Origin of the sequence: Legionella anisa, assembly GCF_001467525.1 — a bacterium.
Classification (GTDB): Bacteria; Pseudomonadota; Gammaproteobacteria; order Legionellales; family Legionellaceae; genus Legionella; species Legionella anisa.
This window is the reverse complement of record NZ_LNXS01000019.1, coordinates 473918-490297: the sequence shown is the minus strand read 5'-3', so window position 1 is coordinate 490297 and position 16380 is coordinate 473918. Positions and strand designations below refer to the sequence as shown.

Here is a 16380-nt window from a genome sequence, read left to right as displayed (position 1 = left end):
AACGAGAGTTGTGAATAGTGTTTTCCCATAGCAACTCCGAGTATAACTCGTGTTGCACTTCGTTTGTGAATTTAGGGGATCCATCCATCACAATAGTTCATAACTCAATCTAAGTTAGGATAAGTATCGTAGCGAGTAGGTTGGGTCGTTGACCCAACAAACACAACTCACAATCACCCATTGCAATCTCATTCACACGTCCAATTCATCGAGGCCTTGGTGAGCGTCTAAATTGTTGGGTCAAAATGACCCAACCTACTTGCTGTTTAAATTTTGTGAGGATCTCTCAGGTATGTGCGGTACCCAGAAAAATACTTTGGCGAAATAATAACTCAAAGACTGGCTAAGGTGTGTAGATACTTTTGCTCATCAGGTGGGAGGTTATTTTTTTGTGAGAGCCACAAGCACTCGGCTAATTGCTCCATCATTAAATGCTCAACGGATAATGAGTCATTGTATTTTTTGATTAAATTTTTGTAGATCTCATGAATCCCCACAGGACGGTCAGTAGCGATTTGCTCTCTAATCGCAAGATGAAGTCCCATATGCAGGAATGGATTTGCTTCCCCTGACTCGGGAAAATAAGATTGCTGCTGAAATTTATTCTGATTTTCAAGTATCTTATGGTATTCAGGATGAGCTAATATCACTTGGACAATTTCATTTTCTAAGGGTGACAGCAGTTTTTGATGTTGATATTTTTCCCAACTGGAAAAAAACATCTGTCGTGTTTCTTGAATGGTGTCGCCGTAAAACATGTATTGCTCAATATTTATAAAAGCTTTGAGTTTAACTGAAGTGAGTTAGAACAACAATGGAAAATGTTTTTTGGCGGGTGCTTCAGATTGACATGAGTAAATGATTATGCGATATTCGCCTTGCGAGGTTGGACTTGCTATGTGTCATTCCACTGGGTCAATTGGCGACACACTGATTGGCCCTTTCTATTAAATTGATTTCCCAATTAGTTCCGAAATTAAGCTTAAGCAATCCGTACCAAGTTTAATACCTATAAAAGCCATGAGCATGCCGCTAATTAGCTCAATTCCTTTCCACACATTTGCTTTTGTCAAAACGTCAGAAAAATATCGTGCGGTAAAGGTCAATGAACTAAACCAGACAAAGCTTGATGTGAGCACACCCAGTAAGAAAATATGTTCCTGATTTGGATATCCGCTGCTGCCGCCACCTATAATGACCAGCGAATCAATAATGGCATGAGGGTTAAGAATACTAAATCCTAAAGCTAAAAGAGTGATTTGGACTCTGTTGCGTGGTTGATGTGTATTCTCTTCATCTTCTGATGATTTGGAAAATGCATTGGCTAAGGCCTTCGCAGAATAAAAAAGTAAAAAAAGTGTGCCTAACAGCATCATCCATATTTGCAAAACAGGGCGAAGTTGAAGCAATTCGTGCAAGCCTGCGATACTGGAGCAAATTAAAATGAAATCACAGATAAAACATATAACAGCAGAAAGAATCGCATGATTTTTTTGCGCGCCTTGTTTAATCAAAAAGACGTTTTGCGGCCCTAGAGCAATGATCAAAGATAAGCCTAAAAACAAACCATTAAGATAAACAAACATAATCGCAATATTAAAAAAAATTAAAGATAGCAATTATAACATTGCAACTTATGCGTTGTGGAGTATAAAATGCGTCGATTATTCTGTCTCCGCAAGAGAAGCGTACAAAAGAAGAACAAATAGGAGGGAGCGTGGGCTCTTTGTTACTAAGAAAGCTAATCGTCACAGCAACTTTGACGGTGCTTGGTCTAGCAGGTCAATTATTACATGCAGAAAATACTGCGCCTGCCCAACAGAAATTACAAGTTCATGATGGATATTATCCCGTCTATCCACCTACTGCTCCAGCGACAGGTGAGCAACAGACTTTAATTGAACGTGGAGAATATTTGGCAAAGATGGGAGATTGTATTTCCTGTCATACGAATGTTAAAGCAGGAACGCCCGCTTATGCAGGTGGATTGCCTATCGCAACTCCTTTTGGAACATTTTACAGTCCCAACATTACTCCTGATAAAGAAACAGGAATCGGTAATTGGACTGAAAAAGATTTTATTCGCGCACTTAAAGAAGGTCGCGATCCAAAAGGCAGAAATTATTTTCCTGTATTCCCTTATGTGTATTTTTCTAAAACAACAGAGGAAGATGCGCGTGCTCTGTATGCTTATTTTATGAGCTTGCCGCCTGTTAATTTACCTAATAAACCGTTACCTTTCCCATTTAATATTCCTGGTGCTCGCTTCACACTTTGGGGATGGAACTTATTATTTTTCTTTCCTGAAGGGCATGAGTTTCAATATGAAAAAGGAAGATCTCCCGAGTGGAATCGTGGAAAATATATCGTAGATAGCTTAGGCCATTGCAGTATGTGTCATACACCATTAAATCCATTCGGTGCCCCCAAAAACAGATACTACCTAACCGGTGGATTTATTGATGGCTACTGGGCGCCAAACATTACTAAGTATGGGTTGGAAAGTGCAACCCATGAGCAGGTTGCCGATGTATTCAAATATGATAAGCTCATTAACAATGCAGGGCCAGTAGCGGGGCCTATGGCTGAAGTAAATCGTAACAGCCTGATGTATTTAACCGACGAAGATAGAATGGCTATCGCGACATACCTTAAAACTGTTGTGAGCGAAGAACCTTTAGGATTACCGCCTTCAAATGATCCTCCTTCACTTGATCGAGGAAAGCAAGTTTATTTCAGTGCGTGTGTGATTTGTCACCAAGATGGCGCGATGAGCGCTCCTTTATTGGGTAGTTCGGCAAGTTGGTATGAACGACTAAAAAGCAGCGGATTAACTGGATTATATCGTCATGCAATCGATGGATTTAACTTTATGCCTGTTAAAGGTGCCTGCGTGACGTGTTCCGATAACGACATTATTTCAGCTGTTGATTTCATACTTAATGAATCATTGACTCGTACACAATTATTGGATCTCAAGTCTGGTGGTGCAAAAAAATATCCTGAAAGTGGTGAAGCCATTTATAACAAGCATTGTGCGGGTTGTCATAATGATGGAAAAGATGGGGCACCTAAAATTGGCGATAAAGAAGCATGGAAATCCTTGATTGCAAAAAATGTGGATGTATTGATTGAGAATACTGTTCATGGAAAAGATCATCCGAAAAACGGAGGTTGTGATCAATGCACAACGAACGAAATTATCGAGGCAGTAAAATACATGGTCAGTAGATCTAAAACTGAAGGAAACTACTCATTGTGGTAGCCTTATTGATTGAATAGATCCCTCACTTTATTGTGAGGGGTTATTGAAAATTAAAAATGTATAAAAATAAACTGGAACCAGGTTAGGGGCTGTTGACTTTAGTCTGGTTTCTAGACAAGACGAGGAATGGGGATGTTAAACAGGTTAAAGATCTGTAGATTATTAACGATGCTAGGTATCTGGGCTGCGAGCCAACCAATATTCGCTGTGGATTTTTGGCAATTAAATATGTATCGAGGGGTGACTCCCATCAGTAAAGATGCATATTACCTACATATGGTGTGTATGGCAGTTTGCGCCATTATTGGGATCGTTGTATTCGGCGTTATGATCTATTCCATGATCCATCATAGGAAATCCAAAGGATATAAGGCTGCATCATTTCATGATAATCCTCGCTTGGAAGTTGTTTGGTCGATTATACCTTTCTTGATTCTCGTTGGACTTGCAATCCCTGCGACACGTGTTTTAATCCGTATGGATGATACAAAACAGTCCGAAGTAACTATAAAAGTAGTGGGCTACCAATGGCGCTGGCAGTATGAGTATCTTGATCAGGGAATTAGTTTTTTTAGCACCTTATCCACGCCTTTTGCGCAAATTCAAAATAAACAGAAAAAAAATGAGTGGTATTTATTGGAAGTAGATAAACCATTGGTTGTGCCGGTTAATAAGAAAATTCGCTTTTTAGTGACTTCAAATGATGTGGTTCATTCTTGGTGGGTTCCGGAATTAGGTATTAAACGTGATGCGATACCCGGTTTTATGTACGAGGCATGGGCTACAATAGATAAACCAGGAACCTATAGAGGTCAATGTGCCGAGCTTTGTGGGGTGAATCATGGATTTATGCCCATCGTTGTTGAAGCAGTTAATCAGGAGGATTTTGATAAGTGGGTTGCTGCGCAAACAAAAACTGAAGATCAGGATGCTCAAAGGGAAGCTGTTGCCACAACGCAGAAAACGATGACACGGGATGAGTTATTGGCTTTTGGCAAGCAAAGATACGAACAATTTTGTTCTGCATGTCATCAGCCGGACGGTAGGGGTATACCACCTATGTACCCAGCCCTTAGAGCCAGTTCGGTGGCGACCGGTCATCCTATTTCACGACATATAGATATAATACTCAATGGTATTGCCGGTTCAGCAATGCAGTCTTATAAAGATCAACTTACAGATGAAGAAATTGCTGCAATTGCGACATATGAGCGTAATGCCTGGGACAATAACACTAATGATGTAGTTCAAGCCGCAGAGGTTGCTACACAACGTCAGAAAGCTAATCAACAACCAACCATGGTTAATAAAGTTCAAGCTGGAGGTTTGCAATGAGCAGTTATACATTAGCGCACGATGAAAAACATGACGATCATGGTCCTGAACAGGGTAAGGGCGTCCTAGGATTTATAAAACGCTGGTTATTTACTACAAACCACAAAGACATAGGCACACTTTATTTGTGGCTTGCAATGTTCAGCTTCTTTTTAGCGGGTGGTATGGCCTTAATTATTCGGGCAGAATTATTTCAGCCAGGCCATCGTTTCGTTGATCCTAACTTTTTTAACCAAATGACCACCCTGCATGGCTTAATCATGTTGTTTGGGGTGGTAATGCCGGCATTTACTGGAATGGCCAACTGGCAAATTCCAATGATGATAGGTGCTCCAGATATGGCGTTGCCACGCTTAAATAACTGGAGTTTTTGGATTTTACCTTTTGCTTTTACATTATTACTTTCAACCACATTTCATGCGGGTGGTGGCCCTAACTTTGGCTGGACTATGTATGCACCGCTCTCGACTACATATGCTCCTCCTAGTACCGATTTTATGATTTTCTCGATACATATGATGGGCCTTTCCTCCATTATGGGTTCAATTAATATCATTGCGACCATATTAAATTTACGTGCACCTGGCATGACCCTGATGAAAATGCCAATGTTCGTATGGACTTGGTTAATTACTGCCTTTTTATTGATTGCAATTATGCCCGTGTTGGCTGGAGCGGTAACCATGATGTTGGCTGACCGTCATTTTGGCACCAGCTTCTTTAGCGCTGCAGGCGGTGGTGATCCTATATTGTTCCAACATGTATTCTGGTTTTTTGGACATCCTGAGGTGTATGTTCTTGTATTACCTGCTTTCGGTGTTATCTCTGAAGTGATTCCCACCTTTAGCCGCAAGCCTTTATTTGGCTATTACTTTATGGTTTATGCTACAGTCAGTATTGCTGTCTTGTCATTTATTGTCTGGGCACACCATATGTTTACAACAGGTATTCCTCTGGGCGCAGAATTATTTTTCATGTATACCACGATGCTTATTGCGGTTCCCACTGGTATTAAAGTATTTAACTGGGTAAGTACTATGTTTCGCGGTTCTATGACTTTTGAAACACCCATGTTATTTGCATTGGCTTTTGTATTTTTGTTTACTATAGGAGGATTTACAGGATTAATGCTTGCATTGGTTCCTGCAGATTTCCAGTATCAAGATAGCTATTTTGTCGTAGCTCACTTCCATTATGTACTGGTTCCAGGTGTAATTTTTGCCTTATTTTCCGCTACGTATTACTGGCTTCCTAAGTGGACTGGGCATATGTATAACGAACTGTTAGGCAAATGGCATTTTTGGCTGTCTGTTATTTCGGTGAATGTAGCATTTTTTCCAATGCACTTTTTAGGATTAGCGGGTATGCCAAGAAGGATTCCGGATTATGCATTGCAATTTGCTAATTTCAATATGGTCTCTTCAATTGGTGCCTTTATTTTTGGATTTACCCAACTCCTATTTTTATATAATGTAATCGCTACCATAAGGAAAAAAGGTACTAAAAAAGATATTGCTGCTGCACGATCTTGGGAAGGTGCATACGGTTTAGAATGGACACTACCTTCGCCACCTCCATACCATACTTTTACTACTCCGCCCAAATTAGATTTATAGGTTAGCTGTATGAAAAAACAAAAAGGGCATCACCGATTACTCGTTATATTATCCGGCCTTGTGTTGGGGATGTTTGCTTTTGGATTTGCATTAGTGCCCATTTACAACAGTTTATGCAAATCATTGGGCATTAATGGTAAAACAAATCCTGAAGCGGTAGCATATGATGTAAGCAAAGCTAAAGTAGATAAAAGTAGAGAAATAACCGTTGAATTTGTTGCTACAAATAATAGCGGTGTTCCTTGGTCATTTTATCCAAAAATACGAAAAATCAAGGTGCATCCTGGTGAAATAGCCAAGCTATCTTTTTATGCAGAAAATAAGACTGATCACCAGATGACGGTACAGGCAATACCCAGTGTCACACCGGGTATTGCTGCTAAGTATCTGAAAAAGACAGAATGTTTTTGCTTTGCACGGCAAACATTGAATGGACATGAAGCAATGAATATGCCCTTGTTATTTCATCTGGATGCTGATTTACCCGATAAAGTACGGACAGTGACCTTGTCTTATACTTTATTTGATGTAACAGACAAGGGTTAATTTAAGGTTGCATATTTTGAAGAAGTGATGTTTGTGATCAATATACAAGATCACTACACTGAAAAGTAAATTGGCAGATCGAACAATTATGTAGATTACGCTCTTCCATTAAAGAGAGCTTTAAGAAACCGATTAGGGTCTGCTTACATTTCGCTAGTTTGAGCCAACTTGCTTAGTTTCGCGTACTGAAACGCGCAGCATATATGAAGTATGCAAGGCATTGGAACGCAGAGAATCAAACCATTTTGGCCAAGGTAGTTGAAATGTAAACAGAGCCCATTGAAACAGGAGATTAAAATATAATGGGAGGACATGGTACTTATTACATCCCTAAACCAAGCCATTGGCCTTTGGTTGCATCCGTTGGGTTAACTACCACTCTTGTGGGGGCAGCTTCTTGGCTTCATAATGACTGGTATGGTCCCTACATATTCACTATGGGTTTGGTAATCATGGTTTTTATGTTATTTGGTTGGTTTGGCCAAGTAATTTATGAGAACTCGAAAGGGGTCTATGATGAGCAAGTTGATAGATCATTTCGTTGGGGTATGTGCTGGTTTATTTTTTCCGAGGTCTGTTTTTTTGGTGCATTTTTTGGTGCTTTATTCTATACCCGACTTTGGTCTGTTCCTCTTTTAGGCGGCGAAGTACATCCAATTACCCACTTTACTCTATGGCCTAATTTCGATGCAACATGGCCTGTGCTCGTTAATCCGGATAATGAAGCTTTTGCTGGGGCTCATGAAGCAATGGGACCTTGGGGTTTGGCAGCAGTGAACACACTTATTTTATTAACCTCTGGGGTAACGATTACCTGGGCTCATTGGGCTTTAAAATTACAGAAGCAAAAACAGCTAATTCTAGGAATGATTTTAACCATTGCATTAGGATTGACGTTCTTGGCGTTACAGACTTATGAGTATCATGAAGCATATACCGAGATGAATTTAACCTTGTCTTCAGGTATTTATGGAACAACATTTTTTATGCTCACTGGATTTCACGGCTTACACGTAACCCTGGGTACAATTATGTTGATTGTGATCACGGTTCGCTGCAAACTGGGGCATTTTACGCCAGAACGACACTTCGCATTTGAAGGGGTTGCCTGGTATTGGCACTTTGTAGACGTAGTATGGTTGTTCTTGTTTGTTTTTGTTTACTGGTTATAAATAAATCGATATCAATCGTAGCCTGGGTGAAACGAAGTGAAACCCGGGTTTCGCTGCGCTGCACCCAGGCTACATTTTAACTATAGCGGGACTGGGCTGTTAAGCCCAGTATGTGCACACCACATATAAAACTCATTTTTTCCTGCAAGAGACTGCCTATCTCTTGAGCTCATCTCTGCCTACGCAGGGATGACAGCCTTTTAAACATCACCGTAAACTATAGAATAGGTTCCTGTTTAAATTTTGTGAGGATCTCTCAAGGCTTGTCCGCGGGGCATTTATCGTAAATTCTTATAAACGCGTGTTGATCAATAAACCAGGCTGGAATTGAATTTCTTGAATTGTTAATTGATAGGTGAATAAAGAGTTATCAAACTTAATTTCCTGAATGGTTGCTTGACCACGAAAATGTTTCGCGAAAAAGGAGACCTCGATATTTTTTTCAATATAGGCATCACATTGAAACTCAAGGTTTTCTTCAGACAAACTAAGAAGTTGGCCTGAATATTCATCATCGCCAACTTTTATTAAAATGTATACAGGCTGTACAGGCTGAATTAACATTGCATTCTCCAAGCAATATAACCAGCTTATATAATAATTGTAGTCTAAATATATATTTCTTTCAGAGTGAATGAAAAATACGCATGATATATGCTGCGCCTTCTCATCGTATTTTTTTCAACCGGGAGCTCAAATCTGACGTTTACTAAAATTCAAACATAGTTATACCGGGCTACAAATACAGTCAGGATAAAAAGTTAGTATGCACTAATGAGTTGCTCGATAATATTTTGCAAACTGTGTTCATTATCATAGTGAATGACTAAGGAACCTTTACCTGATTTACCAGGTTTAAGTTTAATGGGTGTTTGCAAATGTTGTGAGAGATTTTTCAATTGATCTTGATAGCGAGAAAGATCTATATCATGTTGCTCTTCTTTTGTTTTACCCGATTTCATTCGTTCAACCAGCTTTTCAGTTTCACGCACAGATAAGTTTTTCGCAACGATAAGTTGAGCAACTTGATTTTGTTGCTCTTCCTCTAACATCAATAAGGCGCGTGCATGCCCCATGTCAATATCACCATGTTCTAAAAGTTTTTTAACCCCAGTTGATAGAGCCAGTAATCTTAAATAATTGCTTACTGCAGCTCTGGATTTACACAAAAGATCCGCAACTTGCTGATGTGTCAAAGAAAATTCATGCGTGAGTCTATGCATGGCTCGTGCTTGATCCATCGCATTCAAATCTTCACGCTGTAAATTTTCAACCAATGCCATGGCCATGGCAGTTTCATCATCAACTTGCTTTAAAATAACTGGAACTTCTGTGAGTCCAGCCAATTGACTTGCTCGCCAACGTCGCTCGCCTGCAATAATTTCATAACGTCCATTATGCAGTTCGCGCACCAAAAGAGGTTGTAGTAAACCCTGCTTTTTGATTGACTGGGCAAGTTCCATTAACGGAGCCTCCTCCATTTCACCGCGGGGTTGATATTTTCCAGGTTGCAAACACTCAACCGCAAGTTTGAGAATTTCAGTTTGCGGTTTTTCATTTAAAAGAATACTATTTGATTGACTTAATAAAGCGGATAAGTTACGCCCTAAACTACTACGTTTTACTGTCATAAATTACCCCAATTATCCTGCAACAGTCTGTTTATTAATCAACTCGGAGGCGAGTACCATATAGGCTGCTGCGCCTGGAGATGTTTTATCGTAATGTAAGGCTGGCAATCCATGACTAGGTGCTTCAGCAAGTCTGACATTACGCGGCACTACAGTTCTATAGACCTTAGTTGGAAAATGTTCTATGAGTTGTTTTGACACCTCAGAACACAATCGATTACGAGCATCGTACATGGTTCTCAACAGTCCCTCAAGATGTAAGCGAGGATTTACCGAAGCTTTAACCTGTTCAATAGTTGAAAGTAGCGCTGCTAACCCCTCTAGAGCATAGTACTCACATTGCATAGGAATAAGAACAGAATCAGCAGCAACAAAGGCATTAATTGTCAGCGTATTCAAAGCGGGTGGGCAATCAATCAACACAAAGTCATACTTATTTTGAATCGGCTGCAATGCCTTATAGAGAAATGTTTCACGATGATTGCGTTCCATCAGACTCACTTCTGCAACAGTTAAATCATCATTACCGGGTATTAAATCATAGCCGCTGGTTGTGGAAAGACATGCATGACTCGCAAGACAATCATGAAGTAAGACATCATTTGTCGTATGCACCAATTGGCTTTTATCGACGCCACTACCCATGGTGGCATTGCCTTGGGGATCCAAGTCGATCAGTAAAACCTGTTGTCGATTTGCTGCCAAAGAAGCCGCTAAATTAATCGCTGTAGTGGTTTTGCCTACTCCACCTTTTTGATTGGCAATGGCTATGACTTTTGCCATGATTTATTCCTTGGTTAAACCCGGTAAGTAAGAAACTGTAAAGGGTCCATTGCTACTTTCCAGGTTGATTTTCAATAATGACGCAACAACGCTCGCCTTCAACACCTGCCACAGTATAACGCTCTATTGTGCAACTTTGGTTGATCTCATGCAATTCTGTATCAGGATAACGCCCCTTCATTGCCAACCAAATTCCATTATCAACAATAAGATGTTGCGTCCACTGAATCATTTGTTCAAGGCTACTAAAAGCCCGGCTTAATACTGTATCAAAACCTTGAGTCGGGTGGTAGTTTTCGACTCTAAATTGAACAATTTCAACATTTTTTATATTAAGCTGCCGTTTCACTTCCGCCAGAAAACGAGTTTTTTTACCATTGGAATCTAATAAAACAAAGTTTAAGTCGGGTCTTGCCAGCGCAAGAGGAATACCTGGTAAGCCTGCCCCTGTTCCTACATCGATGATGTGATTGCCTTTAAGCCAAGGTAAAATAGCTAGGCTATCAAATATATGTTTACTGACCATAGACTCAAGATCACGAATTGCAGTGAGATTATAAGCTAAATTCCACTTGTTAAGTAAGAATAAATAATCTGATAAAGAAGGGCTCAGTGCTTCCATATCAAATTGGTGTAAGCCCTCTCTAAGCAGTACTTGTATCTGCGTTATTTGTTCTTTCATGCCTCAATTCGCTGTTTTTTCAAATGCACTAAAAGTAGGGACAAGGCAGCAGGAGTGACTCCTGAAATACGACCGGCCTGGGCTAAAGTAGATGGTCTTATCTTGGTCAGTTTTTGAATCACTTCATTAGATAATCCAGTTACCTCACTATAATCCAACGATTCAGGTAATAAAGTATTTTCGTGCTTACGCATTTTATCTATATCTTGTTGTTGCCTCTCGATATAGCCTGCATATTTATTTTGAATTTCTATTTGCTCGCTGACTTCAGTTGATAGTTTAGGCAAGTTTAAATCATCGACCAGTAATAAATGCTGATAATTAATTTCAGGACGTTTGAGAAACTCTGAAGCTCTATTATCATGTTGCATGGGATTAAGCAGGATATCTTTAAAGAGTTCATTATGACCTACGCGTACCCAAGTATTATGCAGTAAAGCCTGAGTGGATTCTATTGCTTCGCGTTTTGCGGAGAAATGCTGCCAACGTTCCTCGCCTACTATGCCTAACTCTTTGCCTTTAGCAGTTAAACGTAAATCTGCATTATCCTCGCGCAGAAGCAAGCGATATTCAGCACGAGAAGTGAACATTCTATAGGGTTCTTGGGTACCGCAAGTGATCAGATCATCAATTAAAACACCTATATAAGCTTCATCTCTTCGCGGACACCAAAGCTCCTTTTCCTGTATCAGCAGAGCAGCATTCATGCCCGCAATAATTCCTTGCGCCGCAGCCTCTTCATAGCCTGTTGTTCCGTTGATCTGACCTGCAAAAAACAAGTTGGGAATGGGTTTGGTTTGCAAGAATGAAGTTAACCCTCGAGGGTCAAAATAATCATATTCTATGGCATAACCAGGTCGAGTGATATGGGCATTTTCAAACCCTTTAATTGTCCGTACAAACTGTACTTGTACTTCAAAAGGAAGACTCGTAGAAATGCCGTTGGGATAGATTTCTTCAGTAGTTAATCCCTCAGGTTCGACAAAGATTTGATGGGATAATTTATCCGCAAAGCGAACAATTTTATCTTCTATAGAGGGACAATAACGAGGTCCAACCCCTTCAATAACTCCCGCATACATAGGAGACTGATGCAGATTATTACGAATAATTTCGTGTGTTGCTTCGGTCGTATGGGTAATATGACACGCTACTTGTTGAGGATGATCACTGACATGACCCAGATAAGAAAAAACGGGTATGGGGGTATCTCCTGGCTGTTCAGTCATCTGGCTGTAATCTAAAGAACGACGATCGATCCGTGGCGGTGTTCCAGTCTTTAAACGACCTACAGGCAAATCAAGATCACGCAAACTTTTTGCCAAAGCAATCGAAGGCGGATCACCTGCACGACCACCTGCATATTGGCTCATTCCTACATGAATTTTACCTCCCAAAAAAGTACCTACGGTCAGTACTACAGCACGAGCTCGTAAGATAAGGCCCATTTGGGTAACAACAGCGGTAACACGTTCTCCTTCGATCAGTAAATCATCAACAGCTTGTTGAAACAGAGTCAGATTTTCTTGAGTTTGTAGTTGTTCTCTAATGGCTTGTCGATAGAGCACCCGATCAGCTTGTGCGCGAGTAGCACGAACGGCTGGCCCTTTAGAAGCATTAAGGGTACGAAATTGAATTCCTGCCTTATCTGTGGCTTTTGCCATAGCTCCATCCAAGGCATCAATTTCTTTCACCAAATGCCCTTTCCCTATTCCTCCTATAGCAGGATTACACGACATCTGGCCAAGCAAATCCATGTTATGAGTAAGTAATAAAGTTTGTGCCCCCATTCGTGCTGCTGCTAAAGCGGCCTCTGTGCCTGCATGTCCACCACCCACGACAATGACATCATATAATTTTTCAAGATTCATGACTGATCAATATTTGTGAAACAAAAAGAGGAATTATACACTTTTTTGTCCATTGTCCCAATATTAAAGAAATAGGAAGGTATTATTTTTGTTCATCTTTATATCATAATTGCTTGTTATAATATGAATTAAAGAAAACAATTTTGAGATAAGCGATGTTTTTTAATAAGGCTGAGGATGAAATTGAGCTCGAAGACTTTTCGGCAGCGGGTTTAAGGAAAAAATTAAAATCAATGAAGGGTACAAAAGCTTCCCCAAAATCCATTGGCTCATCTATATTACGGATGCTTCCTTTTTTTAATAAGTTTATGGACTCTGTAGATGGAACTGGGAGTGCAATTACTAATATGGTACAAGTAGCAGGACACGTAAGTAATACTACAGAATCAGCAGGCACGGGGTTTCACGTTATTAAGTTAGTAACGAGCATATTAGATTTTATTTATATTCCATGCATTTATTTGGGTGCCTATATAACCAAGCAAGAATCACCGATTACGTTGAATCGCAATGCCCGTTTTTTGTATTCAGCAGTGATTCTAGGGCTTACTATAACTGCTATTGCATTTCCCCCTTCAGCACCTATTATTGCCTTAGTTACCTCCATAGCTGCATTAGGCCTGAGTGTAATCACTTTAGCCAAGCTTTATTACAAACGTTATGAACTAAAAGACAAGCTAGAAGAAATAGAAAAAAAGATTGAGAGTAAAAAAAATTTAATCAACTATTTAATTGATGATTTAGAAAACCTAGAGGCAAAGGCAAAAAAGGCGAGGAAAGAAGGAAAGTTAGATGAGTCTGCTTCCTTAGAGGAGGAAATCAGAAATGCAAGAAAAGACATTAAAGCTGACTTAAATATATTAAAAGAATTACTCGATAATCAGGAACAATGTAAGCAAAAAATAGAAAAATTGGGAACAATGGCTGTTGTAGATAGATCGGTGGGTATTGCTTTTGCTTCTCTTGCATTCCTTGGTGCGGCAATGTGTCTATTCCTCCCTCCAGTAGGATTTGGACTACTTGCGGCAACGGCATCTTTGGCGTTTGCTTATGTTGTTGCACGTGTTACATATCCTTTGCTTAAGTCACTTGGAAAGAAAATAATGAATGAGGTTACAAAAAAGCCTCATTCCGACGAAGGAGATCGTGAGTCTGAAGGGGAAAAAGAGGATCTGACCGAATCAGAATTTGAGACTTCAGATATGAAGGTTAAGCCTACGCCTGAAATAGAAAAAATTGCAAAACGATTACAAGAAACTGTAGCAGATTCCCCGATTATTCCTACAACAATACAGCCTGAAGAATCAGATCAAGTTTCTGCACCAGAAAACACAAGGCTTCAAAAGAAGAAAGAAGAGGATGAACTATTACAAGAGAAAGAACATCCATCCATGTAATGAGACTTAAGGAAATATTTTGTCACCCAAAACGTAGCAACTTTCTTAAAAGTTTATTTCAAGACAGTTGCTACTCGCTATAACTAAAATGTAGCCTGGGTGCAGCGCAGCGAAACCCGGGTTTCACTTCGTTTCACCCAGGCTACAAGCAAGTAGCAACTAAGGAGAAGCCTGTCAAGTAGGATTCATAGGCGGTAGTGCGCTTTCATTTTCTTTTTTGTTCGTATTATTTTTCTTCATTTGCTCCACACAGCGCCATAATTCATCACCCCGCCACAAGGTTTTTTCTTTATTTTTATACAAAACTTGTGAAAGAGTCTGTACTTGTTTTTTGAATGAAGCATTGGTTGTAAGACGCGTTAAATCTGTAAGATTTAATATAGGGGCATCTGGCCAATGGAGTTTGGCCCACTTTAATAATGCATCGCGTGCACGTTGAGGATTTCCCTGCATACATGCTTTATGAAGAGTATTTAATGCAGTTTTATATTGACCTTTTCCTGCATTTCTATTGCGTTTTTGCCATCCCCATAAGACTAAAGTAACTAGCCAAGCACAGGCAAAAAGTGCGGCAATTGTCCAAGCCCAAATGAATTGTGTTGGCGAAGTGGGTTCGCTTTTTTCTTTTTTTGTATGTTGGGTTGTTACATTTTGATTTTTAGTTACGTCAGTTTGGCCTGTGTTTGCTACGGGCGCAGCGTTCGATGAAGGAGTTACTTCAAATGTTTTTGCAGGCAATGCAGCTATTTCTTCTTTTCCTGTTTCCGTATTGAACCAAGGAAGCTTAAGCTCAGGAATCGTTATTTTTCCTGCTTTGTTGAATAAATAAGTCACTTTAATCTCAGTACGGCCAATCAATTCTCCATAAGTAACTCGATTCTTATCTTTTCCTTTCTCGGGATAAACATTAACACCATCTATTTCTGCAAAATTGAGCGTAGGTAAAAGCTGAGCTGGAACGCCTACACCTTCAAGAATTACAGTACGAATTAACGTATTGCCTTGAGCAATAGTTTGGGTAGAGTTTTCATATTGCTCCATTAATTTGACTTGTTTTGCCGGCAGCCATACTTTTCCCGAATATTCTTTAGGTACCGGTTGCACATCGATATTCATAACCTTGTCTGTGGCCTTAACCCGCTCAGGATTGAAATCATAAATTAAGGCAGTAAACACCGGTGGTTTTATTTTTAAGGGGCCACTTTTTTGTGGAAAAATGGCATAATTTTGTTCTTCAACAAGAAAAGTTACACCATTTTTTTGAGTCTGATAACGCTTCTCCTCGCCTAAAGGAACGAGCAAAGCATTTTCTACTTGAGGCCCTTGATAACTTGCGTCTAAAAGATGCTTGGAATTGTACAAGGATACTTTATAAATAACTTGTTGATTAACATAAGGATTCTTTTTACTAACCTCAGTGGTCAAATAAATGCTCTTGTTTTTCTGTGAACTCGTAGAACTGCTGTGAGTATTTTGTGGTGTTGTACCAGTGGTTACATCAATTGTTGTAGGTTTGGTATATTCTCTGCCAATTTTAATAGGGGGAATTGTTAATTTCCCCTCTTTTTGTGGCTTTAACGTGATAGACCATTCACTGGATGATTGGGTTTGCCCATTGATAATCGAGTAATTCATACGACGTTCGGTGCCAAGGATCATAAAATCTTTTTGTAATGGAGTCAGATCGGGAACGCCCCCGTTTTGTAAATTATCTTGAGTTAAAATCAAACTGAATGAATCATCAATACTAACTTGAGACGGATCGACCTGTACTTGCACTTCAGCATGGACAAGTGCACTGAATAAACAAAAAAAAGTAATAATTAATATTTTTTTCATTGGTACCATCCGCGCTCCCTTCGTAAATGGTCACGTAAGAATTTTTCTCGCATTAATCCACCCGGATCATCTGGAATCAAACGCAACCATTGTTCTTTTGCCTGTTGTTTTTCTCTTTCTGCTTCAGATTGAGCTTCATTATTATTCTGATTATTTTTTTTATTTTGTTGATCTTTGTTTTGCTGATCTTTGTTTTGCTGATCTTTGTTTTGCTGATCTTTGTTTTGCTGATCTTTGTTTTGC

The 16380-nt window shown here is 39.7% G+C and carries 14 protein-coding genes and 1 pseudogene; 6 read left to right on the top strand and 9 right to left on the bottom strand.

Annotation, left to right across the window (positions count from 1 at the left end; translation table 11 throughout):
• Window positions 1–332: 332 nt before the first annotated feature.
• Window positions 333–758, bottom strand: a complete 426-nt coding sequence (locus Lani_RS06430; RefSeq protein WP_019232780.1) for a DUF1841 family protein — start codon at window positions 756–758, stop codon at window positions 333–335.
• A 189-nt stretch (window positions 759–947) separates the two neighbouring features.
• Window positions 948–1586, bottom strand: a complete 639-nt coding sequence (locus Lani_RS06425; protein ID WP_019232781.1) for a LysE/ArgO family amino acid transporter — start codon at window positions 1584–1586, stop codon at window positions 948–950.
• Window positions 1587–1717: 131 nt separating this feature from the next.
• Here Lani_RS06425 and Lani_RS06420 point away from each other — a divergent pair, with 131 nt between their 5' ends.
• The 5 genes from Lani_RS06420 to Lani_RS06400 all read left to right on the top strand — a co-directional run bounded on the left by Lani_RS06420 (window position 1718) and on the right by Lani_RS06400 (window position 7934).
• The gene (locus Lani_RS06420) at window positions 1718–3265 is read left to right on the top strand and encodes a c-type cytochrome (RefSeq protein ID WP_019232782.1); all 1548 of its coding nucleotides are present in this window, start codon (window positions 1718–1720) and stop codon (window positions 3263–3265) included.
• Between the two features lie 132 nt (window positions 3266–3397).
• A complete protein-coding gene (gene coxB, locus Lani_RS06415) occupies window positions 3398–4600 on the top strand; it encodes a cytochrome c oxidase subunit II (protein WP_019232783.1) in 1203 nt (400 codons plus the stop codon).
• Window positions 4597–6216 carry a cytochrome c oxidase subunit I gene (gene ctaD / locus Lani_RS06410; RefSeq protein ID WP_019232784.1) on the top strand — a complete coding sequence of 540 codons (1620 nt, stop codon included), beginning with the start codon at window positions 4597–4599 and terminating at the stop codon, window positions 6214–6216. Before coxB ends, ctaD begins: the two co-directional genes overlap by 4 nt.
• A 9-nt stretch (window positions 6217–6225) precedes the next feature.
• Complete coding sequence (locus Lani_RS06405) at window positions 6226–6762, top strand: cytochrome c oxidase assembly protein (protein WP_019232785.1); 537 nt, start codon at window positions 6226–6228, stop codon at window positions 6760–6762.
• Between the two features lie 302 nt (window positions 6763–7064).
• Window positions 7065–7934: a cytochrome c oxidase subunit 3 gene (locus Lani_RS06400; RefSeq protein ID WP_019232786.1), complete on the top strand. Its 870-nt coding sequence runs from the start codon at window positions 7065–7067 to the stop codon at window positions 7932–7934.
• Between the two features lie 291 nt (window positions 7935–8225).
• On the opposite strand, the gene Lani_RS06395 is transcribed toward Lani_RS06400, so the two are convergent.
• From Lani_RS06395 to mnmG, 5 genes are all read right to left on the bottom strand, one after another.
• Complete coding sequence (locus Lani_RS06395) at window positions 8226–8498, bottom strand: hypothetical protein (protein WP_019232787.1); 273 nt, start codon at window positions 8496–8498, stop codon at window positions 8226–8228.
• Between the two features lie 197 nt (window positions 8499–8695).
• Window positions 8696–9565: a ParB/RepB/Spo0J family partition protein gene (locus Lani_RS06390; RefSeq protein WP_019232788.1), complete on the bottom strand. Its 870-nt coding sequence runs from the start codon at window positions 9563–9565 to the stop codon at window positions 8696–8698.
• A 12-nt stretch (window positions 9566–9577) separates the two neighbouring features.
• Complete coding sequence (locus Lani_RS06385) at window positions 9578–10348, bottom strand: ParA family protein (RefSeq protein ID WP_019232789.1); 771 nt, start codon at window positions 10346–10348, stop codon at window positions 9578–9580.
• A gap of 52 nt (window positions 10349–10400) precedes the next feature.
• Window positions 10401–11030: a 16S rRNA (guanine(527)-N(7))-methyltransferase RsmG gene (rsmG, locus tag Lani_RS06380; RefSeq protein ID WP_019232790.1), complete on the bottom strand. Its 630-nt coding sequence runs from the start codon at window positions 11028–11030 to the stop codon at window positions 10401–10403.
• Window positions 11027–12901 (bottom strand): tRNA uridine-5-carboxymethylaminomethyl(34) synthesis enzyme MnmG, encoded by a 1875-nt coding sequence (mnmG, locus tag Lani_RS06375; protein ID WP_019232791.1) that lies wholly within the window; start codon window positions 12899–12901, stop codon window positions 11027–11029. Before mnmG ends, rsmG begins: the two co-directional genes overlap by 4 nt.
• 155 nt (window positions 12902–13056) lie before the next feature.
• Here mnmG and Lani_RS06370 point away from each other — a divergent pair, with 155 nt between their 5' ends.
• Window positions 13057–14298: an AAA family ATPase gene (locus tag Lani_RS06370; protein ID WP_019232792.1), complete on the top strand. Its 1242-nt coding sequence runs from the start codon at window positions 13057–13059 to the stop codon at window positions 14296–14298.
• Between the two features lie 174 nt (window positions 14299–14472).
• On the opposite strand, the gene Lani_RS06365 is transcribed toward Lani_RS06370, so the two are convergent.
• Window positions 14473–16137 (bottom strand): BatD family protein, encoded by a 1665-nt coding sequence (locus Lani_RS06365; protein WP_040522176.1) that lies wholly within the window; start codon window positions 16135–16137, stop codon window positions 14473–14475.
• Window positions 16134–16380, bottom strand: a pseudogene (locus Lani_RS20740) (tetratricopeptide repeat protein); the annotation flags it as partial. The pseudogene Lani_RS20740 and the gene Lani_RS06365, both read right to left, overlap by 4 nt.